Source organism: Shewanella sp. HL-SH4 (assembly GCF_051164845.1).
Taxonomy (GTDB): Bacteria; Pseudomonadota; Gammaproteobacteria; order Enterobacterales; family Shewanellaceae; genus Shewanella; species Shewanella glacialimarina.
In genome coordinates, this window is sequence record NZ_CP195037.1 from 3373626 (window position 1) to 3387669 (window position 14044).

General features: G+C 41.5%; 11 protein-coding genes. 2 read left to right on the forward strand and 9 right to left on the reverse strand.

Annotation, left to right across the window (positions count from 1 at the left end; genetic code table 11):
* The first annotated feature begins 26 nt into the window (after window positions 1–26).
* The gene (locus tag ACRWQL_RS15860; protein WP_434950975.1) at window positions 27–608 is read left to right on the forward strand and encodes a CBS domain-containing protein; all 582 of its coding nucleotides are present in this window, start codon (window positions 27–29) and stop codon (window positions 606–608) included.
* 107 nt (window positions 609–715) lie between these two features.
* Here ACRWQL_RS15860 and ACRWQL_RS15865 read toward each other — a convergent pair whose 3' ends face one another.
* Window positions 716–3127: a S8 family serine peptidase gene (locus tag ACRWQL_RS15865; RefSeq protein ID WP_434950977.1), complete on the reverse strand. Its 2412-nt coding sequence runs from the start codon at window positions 3125–3127 to the stop codon at window positions 716–718.
* A 368-nt stretch (window positions 3128–3495) separates the two neighbouring features.
* Between ACRWQL_RS15865 and ACRWQL_RS15870 the strand changes: the two genes are divergently transcribed.
* A complete protein-coding gene (locus tag ACRWQL_RS15870) occupies window positions 3496–3990 on the forward strand; it encodes a GNAT family N-acetyltransferase (protein ID WP_434950979.1) in 495 nt (164 codons plus the stop codon).
* Between the two features lie 155 nt (window positions 3991–4145).
* On the opposite strand, the gene ACRWQL_RS15875 is transcribed toward ACRWQL_RS15870, so the two are convergent.
* The 8 genes from ACRWQL_RS15875 to ACRWQL_RS15910 form a co-directional block, all read right to left on the reverse strand.
* Window positions 4146–4529, reverse strand: coding sequence for a rhodanese-like domain-containing protein (locus ACRWQL_RS15875; protein WP_434950981.1), 384 nt, complete (start codon window positions 4527–4529; stop codon window positions 4146–4148).
* A 69-nt stretch (window positions 4530–4598) separates the two neighbouring features.
* Window positions 4599–4811 (reverse strand): YgaP family membrane protein, encoded by a 213-nt coding sequence (locus tag ACRWQL_RS15880; RefSeq protein WP_434953404.1) that lies wholly within the window; start codon window positions 4809–4811, stop codon window positions 4599–4601.
* 45 nt (window positions 4812–4856) lie between these two features.
* On the reverse strand, window positions 4857–8090 hold the full coding sequence (locus tag ACRWQL_RS15885) for an efflux RND transporter permease subunit (protein ID WP_434950983.1): 3234 nt from the start codon (window positions 8088–8090) through the stop codon (window positions 4857–4859).
* 14 nt (window positions 8091–8104) lie between these two features.
* Window positions 8105–9175, reverse strand: a complete 1071-nt coding sequence (locus ACRWQL_RS15890) for an efflux RND transporter periplasmic adaptor subunit (protein ID WP_434950985.1) — start codon at window positions 9173–9175, stop codon at window positions 8105–8107.
* A gap of 195 nt (window positions 9176–9370) precedes the next feature.
* A complete protein-coding gene (locus ACRWQL_RS15895) occupies window positions 9371–10621 on the reverse strand; it encodes an outer membrane protein transport protein (protein WP_434950987.1) in 1251 nt (416 codons plus the stop codon).
* Window positions 10622–11020: 399 nt separating this feature from the next.
* Window positions 11021–12484 (reverse strand): sodium/proline symporter PutP, encoded by a 1464-nt coding sequence (putP, locus tag ACRWQL_RS15900; RefSeq protein WP_226414231.1) that lies wholly within the window; start codon window positions 12482–12484, stop codon window positions 11021–11023.
* A 144-nt stretch (window positions 12485–12628) separates the two neighbouring features.
* A complete protein-coding gene (locus ACRWQL_RS15905; RefSeq protein ID WP_226414233.1) occupies window positions 12629–13336 on the reverse strand; it encodes a DUF3379 domain-containing protein in 708 nt (235 codons plus the stop codon).
* On the reverse strand, window positions 13329–13892 hold the full coding sequence (locus ACRWQL_RS15910) for a sigma-70 family RNA polymerase sigma factor (RefSeq protein ID WP_226414235.1): 564 nt from the start codon (window positions 13890–13892) through the stop codon (window positions 13329–13331). The genes ACRWQL_RS15905 and ACRWQL_RS15910 overlap by 8 nt, the downstream gene beginning before the upstream one ends.
* Between the last annotated feature and the right edge of the window lie 152 nt (window positions 13893–14044).

Consider the following 14044-nt stretch of genomic DNA (forward strand, 5'->3'; position numbering starts at 1 on the left):
AGATTTATATTGCTAAGGATGTCGTTGTGAAAAAATTAACCCTACATGAAGTCGAAGCAGTCGATGAACTTGCTTGGCCTACAAACCATCAAGAATATAGTCTTCATTCACCCGCTTTAGATGTCTTTACCGATTTTAAAAACGTAAAACCTTTGGTTATCGATGCACACGCTTCTGCTGTAGAAGTTGAAAGCTTGATGAAAAAAGCACATGTTAGATTAAAATTAGTTATTGATAAAAAAGAACATTTTATTGGTTTAGTGAGTTATGACTCATTGAATAGCCAAGAAATCGTTAAAAAGCTGGTCAAAGGAGATTTACGCGAAAATTTACTCATTACTGACTTTATGATCCCTAAATCTAAGTTAAAAGCGATTGCGTATGCTGATATAGCTAACGCTAAAATTGGCGATATTATTGAAACCCTAAAAGTTGCTGGTCAACAACATTGTTTAGTCATAGACCGCAAAGATCATACTATCCGCGGTGTTTTATCGGCAAATGATATTGCTAAAAAATTACACTTGGCGATAGATGTGAGTACACCAACCAGTTTTGCGAGCATTTTTGAGGCAATTTCACCTATTCCTCAACCGCTTGTAGTGTAAATTTGAGGTATAAATAGAAAGCCCCGTGAAGCTAATAATTAAATAGCTTAACGGGGCTTTATAATGTTAATCATTTTAAAACATGATCATTTTTCTAGATTGATTTATTATTGAAAACTCAGTGTCCAAGTATCGATATAGCCAGTGTCACTTCTTGCATTGTCCACCGCTTTTAATTTCCAAGTCCCACTCGATTCAACACCGGTAAAGTTTGCTGTGTAGGTTTTGTTGATATTGTCGGTTCCACTGCCAGTGTTGCTATGTAAAGTTACTATCTGGCCTGTAGGGCTAACCAGTTCAACTTTTAAATCACCAATATAAGTATGGATGATCCCCACGCTAACAGAAACGGTCCCAGAATCACCAGTACGTGCCACATTAATTGAACTTGTAATACCGGTAGTATTGTTATCAGGAATGTTAAAGTTATTGGTATTGGTATAACTTGCTGGACCACCTGTCGTTCCGCCACCTGTAGTGCCTGCAGTATAATTAGCGACTAGGTTTACGCCACTAAATGCGCTGTAGCCTTTAACCATCACATAATAGGTACCCGATTGAACTGTGGTTATTGGGCAAGACTCGCTATTACCACTTTTCCAAGGACGACAGTCATAGCTGGTGGTAGATGGAGAAGCACCGTATTGAACATATAAATCAGCATCACCTGTGCCACCGCTCATGGTAAAGCTTAAGTTTTGCGCACCAGCGGGCACGTCTAATGAGAAATAAAGCTCCTCATCTTTTGCACCAGTAAGATTAGATTTTGCTACTCCATTAACAAGCACTAAATCTCCACCACCTGTGCCTGGGTCAGTTGGGCCATCACATGATGCATCTAAATAAGCTTTAGCCGCTGTAGCGTTAACCATACCATAGCCAGTTTGATTATCGCGTCCTGCAACACTTAAATCATCAGCAGTTGCATTTAATGCCGCACGAACTTGTGTTGCTGTACATTGTGGATGATAGCTCCACACCAATGTAGCTACACCAGAAACGTGCGGTGTTGCCATGGATGTACCATTGTAGAACGCGTAGTCCTTGTTCCCCTGGTTAGCAACAGTCGTGCTAGCACCAAGTTTCGCGCGAAGTGCTAAACCAGTTGCTCTATCTACTGATACTGTAGGAATAGTGATGTCACTATTGGCGTCAACTAGGAATGGGTTTTGTAAGCCTGGTAATGCACTATTACTGTAAACAATTGCGCCAACAGCACCGGCCGTTTTACATGCTTTGGCTGCATTTATTTCAGGATAGCTTGTACCTTGATTGCCAACACGCTCAACTAAACAAATTTTGTTGCTCATATTGCCACAACTAAAGCTAGTTCCGCTTACAGTACATTCAGCTAAGGTAGCGGTTACTTGGCCATTTACAGGGCTAGGGGCATAGCTAGTGCCTGAAGGTGTTAAACGATTGTGTGGTACTACGCCATTATTGAAATATGATTGGCCGCCGATAGTAATGTCAGCCAAACGGCCTTCACCTACGGTAACAGTAGATAAAATTGCTTCACCTGGACCAGATATTTCTACTTGGTCGGTAAATTGAGAGAAGGCAGCGTGATTACGATTGCTGTCAACAGCAGCGACAGACATAACACCGTCATATGAAGCTGGGTAGCTGTACGTGCTGTCGCCAGCGTTGCCCGATGCTGCTATTAGCAATACGCCATTATTGTAGTGTGCATTTAATGCATTGCGCTCAGTTGTGGTTGAACCACTACCGCCTAAGCTCATTGTTACTACATTTGAGCCATTAGCCACACAGGTATCTACTGCCCCCACAAGTGATGAAGAATAACCCCATCCTGCTTCATTAAATACTTTGACCACATGAATTTTGGCATTTTGATTAGGCATTACCCCAACAACACCTTCATTATTAGCAATAGCTGCTATTGTGCCCGCCACATGAGTACCATGGGCATTGTTACTGCCCGGTTGATACCAGTTACCTGTACCTGAGTTATTGGTGCCCGTGACGTTGTTGCCACTTAAATCATTGTGGCTTCGGTCGTATCCTGAGTCGATAATACAGATGGTACGGTTGCCCGTTTGGCTATCGCTTAATACAGTCGCACCTACATAGGTTTGCCCCCAAGGTGTTGTTTCAGCTAAAAAACGACGCTGCATATCTTCTTCGACATATTCAACGTCTGCGTGAAGGCGAAGAGATTGTACTGACTTTGGATCTAATTTCACTGTATAGCTATTACCACGAGCAATGCGTTTCATTTCTTTAGCTTGAACACCGTTTAGCGCTCTAAAATGAGAAAATATTTCGTGTGAACGCGGTTGATAATCAGCTTGTTGTAGATTTGATTGCATAGATGTGTCATTTCTAAACTTAACAATATAACGTTTAGGTAATGGGGAGGTATTATCTAAGCTAGTTGCTGAAATCCCATTTTGTGATGTTAAGTTTAGGGATTGAGGTGCGGCATACAAGCTAGTAGATACAGCAAGTGCGATACCTGAGAGGCTGAGTAAAACTAAAGGTCGTTTCTTTTGCATTTTTTATCTTCCATGTGATGTTTTTATTATTTATATTATTTTTATGGTTGAACTCCCGGGTCGTTACTCAAGGGTTAACTTCGTTCAACCATTGAAATGTAACAGGATGATTACATATGTAAACAAAATGTTACCGTGCGCTGTTTTGTATAATCATTAAGTGGCCTGTATTTGTGTTTTTTTTTAAGCCTTTTCAGTGACTTTTTATTCACTTTTGGTGGTTGGTATATAATGTGAATATACCTGCTGTATAAGCAATTACTAATAACCGAAACATAAAGTTAGCGGCGGTATGGTGTTCAATTATGCTTAATGGAAAGTCGATATGGCGTCTTTAGTTGTATATAAATAAAAGGAATAGCTTATATATGAATGGAATATTAAGGCGAGCCCATAAAGCTGATGCATCACAAGCTTTTATAGTCCGAAATCTTGCTATATTATCCCAATGCGTTGATTGTTATGGTATTGATGCAATGACTAAATGGACTGGAGGTCAGATGCCAGAGGCATATGCTGATAAGCTATCATATGATGGTTATGTCTATGTGGTTGACGGGCAGTCAAATCTATCTGAACAACAGTTCATTATTGCCTCTGGGATGCTTGATGTTAGTAGCGGATTTATTGATGCGCTGTTCGTCCATCCTGAATACATGAATTTAGGTATCGGCAAGTTAATGTTGGCTCATCTTGAGCGCATAGCAAAAAAATCAGGATTGACTTTTATTGCATTAGAGTCGACGTTAAATGCTGCTGCATTTTATCGAAAATGTGGTTTTATAGGTAATGAAATCAGTGTTTATCACTCCCCTAGAGGCTTTGATTTAGACTGTATTGTGATGAAAAAACAACTGGTTTAGTTGACCTGTGGATAGTGTTTTTGAGGTTAAGTAGCAGGGGGCTATTGAATAAAAGATGCCTTTATTATTCACATAAAGGCATCTTGTAAGATGTGTAACCTGAACTCGTATTCTGTCGCTAACCGTTAATATTACTAACGCAATACCAAATAAATTCAGGGTTTTGACTGTATCAATGCATCAACACCACCCGCGTTAGCAGTATTGCTAAATCCTGCTTGGGTTAATGCATCATCTGCAATGCCACTTCGGCGCCCACTTCGGCAATATAAAACAATGCTGTCATCATTTTTAAGCCCTAGTTTTGCCACGCCTGCAACAATTTGTTCAAAAGGAATATTAACAGCTCCTTCAATATGTCCTTCATTAAATTCTTCAGCAGTGCGAACATCAATCACTAACGCTTGCTGATCAATCATCTGCCACGCTTGTGTTGGCGAAACATCTTTAGCAAAACTTGTTGGCACAAATACAGCTAAGCTTACTGCCAGTATTGTTAATAGTGTGAGTGGTGTATGTGACTTTTTAATGGCTTTCATTAAACTTAATATTCCTTATATTGAGTACAAATGATTGCCAGCAAGTATTATTTTTTTGGTGGCAATCTCTTATTTTTCGGTGGCAATCATTGCTTCAGTTTTCAAGCCTAGCTTTTTCATTACCATTGCAGCTGGGCAAAAACCGGTAAATGCGCTTTGAAATAGATTAGCACCTACAAATACGGTCAGCCAGATAAAATGATGGCTAACAATAGTGGTCAGTACTACTGATAGCAGTACCATAAAGCCAGCAAAGGCCATGATTGAGCGTTCGACAGACATTCTGTTCACTTTGTTAATGGTTTTATTGGTCATGGTATTGCTCCTTTATTTTACGGTTAATCGGTTGCGCATCACTGCAAAGTACAACACAGGGATCACAACCAGGGTTAAAATAGTTGAGATAAAGATGCCAAATATAAGGCTAATAGCAAGACCGTTAAATATTGGGTCATCTAAGATAAATAAGGCGCCAATCATTGCCGCTAAAGCGGTTAACATAATTGGTTTTGCTCGAACAGCCCCAGCACTAATGACAGCTTTGTCTAATGCGATACCTTGAGCTAATTGCTGATTGATAAAATCCACCAGTAATATCGAATTTCGCACAATAATGCCCGCTAAGGCGATCATTCCTATCATTGATGTTGCGGTAAACTGTGCTCCTAATAAAGCATGTCCTGGCATAACACCAATAATGGTCAATGGTATAGGTGCCATAATAACCAATGGCACTAAATAAGATTTAAATTGGCCAACCACTAACAAGTAAATGGCTATCATGCCAACCGCATAAGCAATGCCCATATCGCGGAAAGTCTCATATGTGATCTTCCACTCCCCGTCCCACAATATCGCTACTTGCGATAATCCATCTGGTTGATTAACAAAATGCTGTGCTATGGGGTAGGGCTTATCAATATTGGCATCATCAATTTGAGCTGAAATATCGAACATGCCATAAAGTGGACTATCTGTTGGTCCCGCCATATCCGCCACTACCATGATCATCGGCACCATATTTTTGTGCACTATTGGGGCATTAATACTGCCTTTATGAATGCTGGCGACAGAGGATAAGTTAATTGACTCGCCAGCTGGATTTATTAGTTTTAGATTAAGCACTTGCTGCAAATCCACTTTTTCAGCGTCATCTAATTGCAACCTGATAGGTGTGGGATATTTATTGGTTTGGGAATGTAAATAGTTGACATCTTTGCCGCCAATGCTGGTGGCAATGGTATTAACGATTTGCGCGTACGATAGCCCAAGCAGGCTTGCTTTCGCGCGATCGATGTTAACTTGCCATTGCTGTTGTTGGGCTGGTAAATAAATATCCACATCAACCACATGTTCAGTATTGTTAAAGCGTTGCTCTAAGGCGTTAGCCGTTTGCTCGCGAAGTGCTGTTGTTGGCGCATAAACTTCGGCCAAAATTGGCGACCATACAGGCGGTCCTGGAGGCACTTCGACCACTTTTATGTTGGCGTTATAACGATTGGCAATCTCCTTTAGTGGTTCCCGCACAGCTAACGCGATACTGTGACTGTCGCGGCTACGGTGTGACTTATCAACCAAGTTAACCTGAATGTCGCCTAGCTCCTGGCTGCTGCGTAAAAAGTAGTGACGCACAAGCCCATTAAAGTTCATTGGTGCGTGGGTTCCTGCGTACCACTGCTGGTGGTTAATTTCTTCTACTGTGCTGAGGTATAAGCTCATCTCTTGTAATACGCGCTGGGTTTGTTCCACAGGCGTGCCTTCAGGTAAGTCGACAATGACCTGAAACTCGGATTTATTATCAAATGGCAGCATTTTAAGCACAACAGCCTGCATGACGGGTAATGCAAGTGCGATAGCAATTAGTGCGACAATACCAACGGCTAGGCCTTTTCGGGCTTTGGCGGCATGTTCACCAATTAGGAATGGTGACATTAACCGACTGAATAATTTAGCCAGTTTGTCATTTGCCTGATCAGCGCCGACTAAATCCGTGTGTTCAGCTTTTGGGTGGTGAGCCAGTAACTTGTAGGCTAGCCAGGGCGTTAGAATAAAGGCGATAGCCAGTGATAATAGCATGCCCATACTGGCATTTATGGGAATTGGGCTCATGTAGGGCCCCATTAGACCAGACACGAATGCCATTGGAAGTAATGCCGCAATAACGGTGAATGTGGCTAATATGGTCGGTCCGCCAACCTCATCGACCGCTTCGGGAATAATTTCAAGTAACGGTTTATTGCTTAATGCCATGTGCCGATGAATATTTTCTACCACTACAATGGCATCATCGACCAGAATTCCGATAGAGAAAATAAGCGCAAACAGTGATATCCGGTTTAGGGTAAATCCCCATGCCCACGAGGCAAATAAGGTCAGCGCTAAAGTGACAATAATCGCAATGCCAACTACGGCAGATTCACGCGCCCCCATGGCAAAAAGTACTAATAATACTACTGCAGAGGTAGCAAACATTAGCTTAAAAATAAGCGTGTTAGATTTATCTCCAGCGGTTTGGCCATAATCACGTGATATGGCTACCCCAACATTATCGGGGATCAGCAGGTTATCCACTTTTGCAATGCGGCTGAGCACGGCATCAGCAATATCAACCGCATTTTGGCCAGCTTGTTTACCAATGGCGATAGTGACAGCAGGGTAATCACCTGTGCTATCAACGTGACGAACATTGTGTTTTGGCGTATCACTTTTTAAGGTGATCTCAGCAACATCGGATAGATATACCGCAGAGGAGATACCTTGATTATTGGGAGCGGCATTGACTTTCACCAGTAAGTTTTTGACATCATCAATTGTATTGATAAATTGCCCTGCACGGACTTTAATTTCTTGGTTTTGTTGTACCAAAGACTGCAACGTAGATATTTGGTTATTATCTTGTAACCGCTGGGATATTTGGTCAATAGTGACCCCAAAACTATTCATCTTGGCACTATCAAGACGGACATTTAGCACCATGTCGTGACGGCCCTGGGTGTAAATTTCTTTGGTTCCGGGGATGCGTTTAAGCTCAGTTTCTAATCCGTTAGCAACTTGTGTGAGTTGCTCAGCGGTCATATCGGCAGACTTAGCATATAAGGTCAGGCTAACAATAGGGACATCATCAATGCCACGGGGTTTAATCAGTGGCTCGCCTATACCCGCAGCATGATTAAATTTGTCTCGGTTTGAGTATAGCTGGTTGTATATATTGACCACAGCTTCGTCACGGGGAATACCCACTTCAAAAATGGTAATAATTAATGCGCCATCGGGTTGAGAAAAAGAGTAAAGCGTATCAACGCCTTTAATTTCGGAAATAATTTGTTCAGCGGGTAAAGTGACTTGGTGTTCAACTTCACTAGGGCTAGCGCCGGGGTAGGGAATAAAAACGTCTGCAAAGGTGACATCAATTTGCGGGTCTTCTTCCTTTGGGGTCACGATGACAGCAAAAAGTCCTAACAATAAACCTAATATTGCTAATAAAGGCGTTATTGCACTGGCTTGGAAGGTTTTAGCAATGCTACCCGAAAGGCCAAGAGCAGGTGTATTCGATGGTTTCATCTGTTTATTCCTGTTTAGTTGGCTGTAGCTTGACCAAGGTGGAGCACATAATTGGCCGCGTTTAATACTATATTGTCCCCAGGCATAACACCGGCAAGCACCTCTACCATGGCCACACCTTGATCATTTTGATAGGCATTGCCTAAGCGAATTTGAGTTTGTAAATAGTGCTTTTGTTGCTTGCGGTACACAGTGGCCATTTCTCCGACTTGGTAAAATGCAGATTGAGGGATACTAATCACATCTTTAGTCACAACAGGTAAGGCGACCTTTAACCATTGCCCTGCCTGCAAAGTGTTGTCGGGGTTATTGATAATAGCCCTTACCTTAAGGCTGTGGTCTTGTTGAGTACTAAATTGAAATGGATTGAGCTGTTCACTCATATATTGATAATTATCATCTGAAAAACTGAGTTTAGTCAGTAAATTAAGTTGCTGGCGATACTGTTGTGGAACATAAAAAACGGCTCTAAGCTTATCGGTAGCATAGCCAGAAAGTAGCGCTTGGCCATAGCTGATGGTTTCACCTTCTTCTATCATTTTAGCGGTTAATCGTCCGGAGAATGGAGCACTGACAACTGTGTAATTAACGCTTTCTTTGGCGCGAACTAAACGTGCTTGGGTTGCGCTGACAGCCTGATTAGCGCTTTTAGCATTGGCAGTGGCTTCATCCATTGCACCTTGGGATACTGCACCTTGAGGGAATAATGTTCGGTAACGTTGAAATTGAGCCTGTGCTTCCACATTCATGGCTTGTGCTTTAGCCAGATCGGCTTCAGCCGCTGCGAGTTCAGCGCCTTGCTCTTTGCTAGTTATTTCCAGTAATGCAGCGCCCTCAGGGACTAAATCATTGACATCATAATGAATCGCTAATACTCGTCCGGACGTTTGTGCCGCCACGGTTGCAGCTTTCACCGGTTCAACTTTAGCGTCAAGTTGTAAGTAACTTGTTTGCTGATTTAATTGGATCTCAATGGTGTCAAAATCAGGACTTTGTGCAACGACTATGCAGGGGGCCATGAGGCCTGCGATGAGCAATATGCTCTGACTGAATGATGTAGATAATCGAAGTATTGATGTATGCATAATAGTAGCCTTATAAAAGTCCATAAGAAAATTCTAATGGACTTTGGTGATGCTTGCAAGGTGTTTATTAGTAAAAGTTAATACATTAGACTTCACTTAAGTTACACACTCGTTACATCGAAAGCCAGACATAAAAAAACCGCTCTAAAAAGAGCGGTTTAAGTATTCAATACCTAATATTAAAACCTATATGTATTAGAACTTATAGTTGTATTGAGCCGAATAGTAGGTCGCACCTGATTCAGTAAAGGCATTAACAGTCGAGCCCAGCCCGCTTTGTTCAATAACATGGACCTTTTCGCCAACAACCTTAGTGATACCGAAATCGAGTGAAGATTTTGGCGACAGATTATATGTGAAACCTGCTGAATACCACATGCGATCTGAGTCAGGAATAGATAATGAAGAGACTTCACCTACTACGCCATCATCACTGGCAATACCGGTTCTTACTGTCCAGTTGTTATTAATGTCATATGTTGCCCCTAAGCTAAGAAACCAAGAGTCTTTCCAATGGTATTCTTTTAAGCTATGTGACGCTGTACCTTTGTCACCTTCGTTTAGTGAGATCTGGTCAAAGCTGCTCCACTGAGTCCACTGCGCCGTATAGTGCACAGCAAACTTTTCAGTTAACTGATGAAAACCAGCAAATTGGGCTATATCAGCAATAGGGATATTAATTTCATCAAAATTTTCAGCTAGGTAACGTACATCGCCAGTGGCATTCATTTCTGGACTGAAACGATAGCTTAAACCAAATCTGTTATTTGGATTAATTTCATAAGCTAGTCCAACAATGCCGCCTAAAGCCCAACCATCGGCTTCAACATCAACTAATGAGCCAAGGATATTACTGTTTCTGGTTAACGTACCAGAAGCTTGGATCACGTCTAAACCTAGGCCTAGGCTAAGTGATTCATTAATGCGATATGACACACTGGCATTTAAGTTTACTGTTGTTACTTCAGTATTACCGAGTAAATCCGCTGGCGCTGGAATAGTATTTGGGCCCAGTGAGCCATGGTTATTAGCTAATGGGGTTAAATCGGTACCCGTGCCATAGTTACTGAATGCAGCAAATCCATAAGCAAAGGTGTCATTAACTGGGTTGATAAAATAGGCATTAGGGATAACTTTTGCTTCAGCGGCGTTATCAATATGGCCTAATTCAAATGTTCGCCCCATGAAGTCCATTTGTGCATCACTAACCTCTACGTTGACATCGGCATATGACACACCAACAGAGAGTTCTTTTTGATCAAACAAAGCCATTGCGGCAGGGTTACGTGCTAAAACCGATGCGTTGTCAGCTATTATGGCATCACCCGCCATCGCACGGCCAATACCTGCAGCAGATTGGCTATTAAGCTGAAAACCAGCAGCAGTTGCCTGAGCGCTTGCAAGTGCTACCGCAGCTGCTAGTAATGTCTTGTTGAATTTAGTCATTGTTTATTACCTATTTTGAGCTGTTATTATGATTGAAATTATGACTTGATAAGCCAATTTCATTGTGCAGCTTTGAATGTGCAGGCATCTTAGGTAACAGGGGAAAGGCTAACAAGTCCGACCACATGTTAGTTGTTGTTAATATTGAGTTAATTCAAAAGGCTGTTTTTTGTGTATTAAGGTTGTGGTTGGTGGTTTCTTATTTTAATTTGTTGTTTAACAGTAGGTTGGTTTATATTTTGGCTGGTTATGTTGTTAATGCCATGTTGCTTTCAAACGCGGGTGTTAGATGAAGTTAAAATGTAAGAAAGCGTACACTTGTACGCTTTTTTACACAAAGGTTGTTTATTTGTTCAGTTTGATCTATTTCAGTACCTAAGCTGTTATTTTAATCGATAACTATTTCTGGCTTTGTAGGTTTTGTTCAAATGCATTGAACTGGCCTTGCACTTCAGTCGATGGTGGGAATAATTTACTAAATACAACCCCAAAGATAGTCGCGAAAAAGAAGCCAGGAATAATTTCATATAAATCGAAAATCCCACCTTTTAATTGCTCCCAAGCTACAACGGTTACCGCACCGACTAATATTGTTGCAATTGCACCGTTACGGCTAAATCCTTTCCAGAAAAGCGATAGAATCACCACAGGACCAAATGCAGCACCAAAACCTGCCCATGCGTAACTGACTAGGCCTAATACGCTGCTTTGTGGGTCAAGGGCAATAATACCTGCGATAAGTGCGATACTAATAACGCCAATTCGACCCACTAACATTAATTCTTTACTGCTGGCTTGAGGGCGTAGCCATTTACGGTAAAAATCTTCCGTTATCACACTTGAACAAACCAATAGTTGCGAATCAATCGTGCTCATTATGGCCGATAGAATAGCCGCAATAAGTAAACCACCCACCCACGGATTAAACGCTGCACGGGCTAAGTGAATAAACACGGTTTCAGGATTGTCTAAAGGTGATTGGGCGAAATATAATGTACCTGCAATGCCGGTGGCCAGTGCACCAATTAATGCAACAATCATCCAACTCATGGCAATACGTCTTGATAAACGTAAATCTTTCGCACTGCCAATCGCCATAAAGCGAGATAGGATATGTGGTTGACCAAAATAGCCAAGTCCCCAGGCCAGTAATGACACTAGGCCAATAACTGTGGTTTTATCACCCACAAATGTCAGCATAGCAGGATCTAAACTGTCCATGTTTGCCTGAGTGTCGGAGTGATTAAATATGGCGACAGGTACAATAATTAACGCAATTAGCATTAAACAGCCCTGGAAAAAGTCTGTCCAGCTGACGGCAAAAAAACCGCCAACAAAGGTGTATGACACAATAATTACCGAGCCAATGACCAAGGCTAGGGTGTAATCAAGGCCAAAGACTTTTTCAAATAGAATGGCGCCGCCCACCATGCCAGATGATGCATAGAAGGTGAAGAATATTAAAATGGTCACCGCTGAGACCAACTTAAGGACACCATGATTATCGTTAAATCTATGTTCGAAAAAGTCGGGTAGGGTGAGGGAGTTATCTGCAAGTTCAGTATAAATTCGTAAGCGTTTTGCGACAAATAGCCAGTTAAGCCATGCGCCAAATACTAAACCAAAGCCAATCCAGGCTTCACCTAGCCCACCTAAATAAACAGCGCCTGGCAGGCCAAGTAACAGCCAACCAGACATATCGGAAGCGCCGACACTTAATGCGGTAACTGCTGGGCCCATCTTGCGACCGCCGAGAATGTAATCATCGACAGATTCGGTTTTCTTATATGCCCAAAAACCGATCCCCATCATAACGGCTAGATAGCCTATGAAAGTGATTAAAATAGGTGCTTGAATTTCCATGATTGTTCCATATGGTTATTTTTATGGAGCAATGCTAGCAGAAGATTGATGTAGTTCACACTTTCGCGGGGGGAGGATAGGAAAAAATACTCAGCCACACTGTAAAATACGGCTGAGTGCTATGTTAATTTTGTCGTAATTATCTTAGATAAACGTTTGCTCAATTTCGCGTTTAATGTAATTTAGATCAGATTGCTGTTCACCGACAAGTAGCATATAGGTTCCGGCAAATTTGAATCCTTGTCCTTTGTATTTTGCATCGGCAAAGGCCTCATCTAGGGTTAATCTGTTCTCTGCTGGCACAATAAATAAGGTTACTTTGTGACCATTTTCATCTTGCATAACCAAATGCAAAGATTTAACCCCTTGAAAATCGCAGTAGGCAGTATAGAAGACTCTTCCTGGCTGCTGAATAAATTTAGACTGTTGTAGGCCTGATAGACTGGCTAACTTGAAGTTTACGTCATTAAAACCGATGTTTTGTTCCATCTGTAGCGCTTTGGTTTCATGGTAAACATGGGCTAAAGCATTTTCAGATAAATCAATTGGGGTAAAACGTAGCATACTGAAGCTAACCCCAACAACAAACGCAATAGACGCCGCCATCGCCATTAAATAGCGAGTACGTTTTTGGGTTTGATGATGTTGGTTTAGCTGTTGACGCAGTATTAACTTGTCCGCTAGGTCATCAGGTACCGGAATATTAAGCGCTTGTGTTAGTCGATCATCAAGTGCTTGTAAATCTTTAACCAATTTCGCATCAGCTGAGTTATTTGCGATATGCTGCAAAAAGTCATCTGACTGAGTATTGGGATCGCCATAAGCTTGGCGACGAAATTGTAGATCATCCATTTGATTGACCTCTTACTTCTGGGCTGTCTAATGCATCTTTTAATTGGTTTCTGGCACGAAATAATCGTGTCATTACCGTGTTGCGATTTAATTCAAGCATCTCGGCGATTTCATCTCCGCTAAATCCACCAATGAGCTGTAATAACAAAGGTTCACGATATTCTAAATCAAGTTTGCCGATTTGCCTGCGTAGCCAATATTGCTCGGTTTCATCTTCAGTGCTACTAGAGATAACATCTTCAAGTAGCTCTTGTTCTACATCACTGTAATCAAACTGTTTACGTTCAAAGCGTCTGGCATTTTCCCTACGTAAAATAGTGATAAGCCAGGCTTTTGCGGCTTTATCATCTTTCAAAGAATCTAACGCACGCCATGCCCGTAAAAAGGTTTCTTGAGTGATATCTTCAGCCACATGTTTATTACCGCATAACCAATAGGCATAACGGAAAATGTCGGTATGAAGTGCCCTGACAAGGCTATCGTAACGTCTTTGTTTATTTACCATGTCAGATAAGACCGTAGGGTCGGACTTTTTCTTTCGCAGAATTTCAAACATTTTTATATTTTTCTCATAATAATTACACTTAGCTTACTGGGTCAGCGCAAGAGTGCAACGACTATTTTGGAAGTTATTTTATTACTGGTCTTCATTATTATCAGTGACAGATCACTAGTGGCAATTATTATAAGTCGCTACAAAGTGCCAAA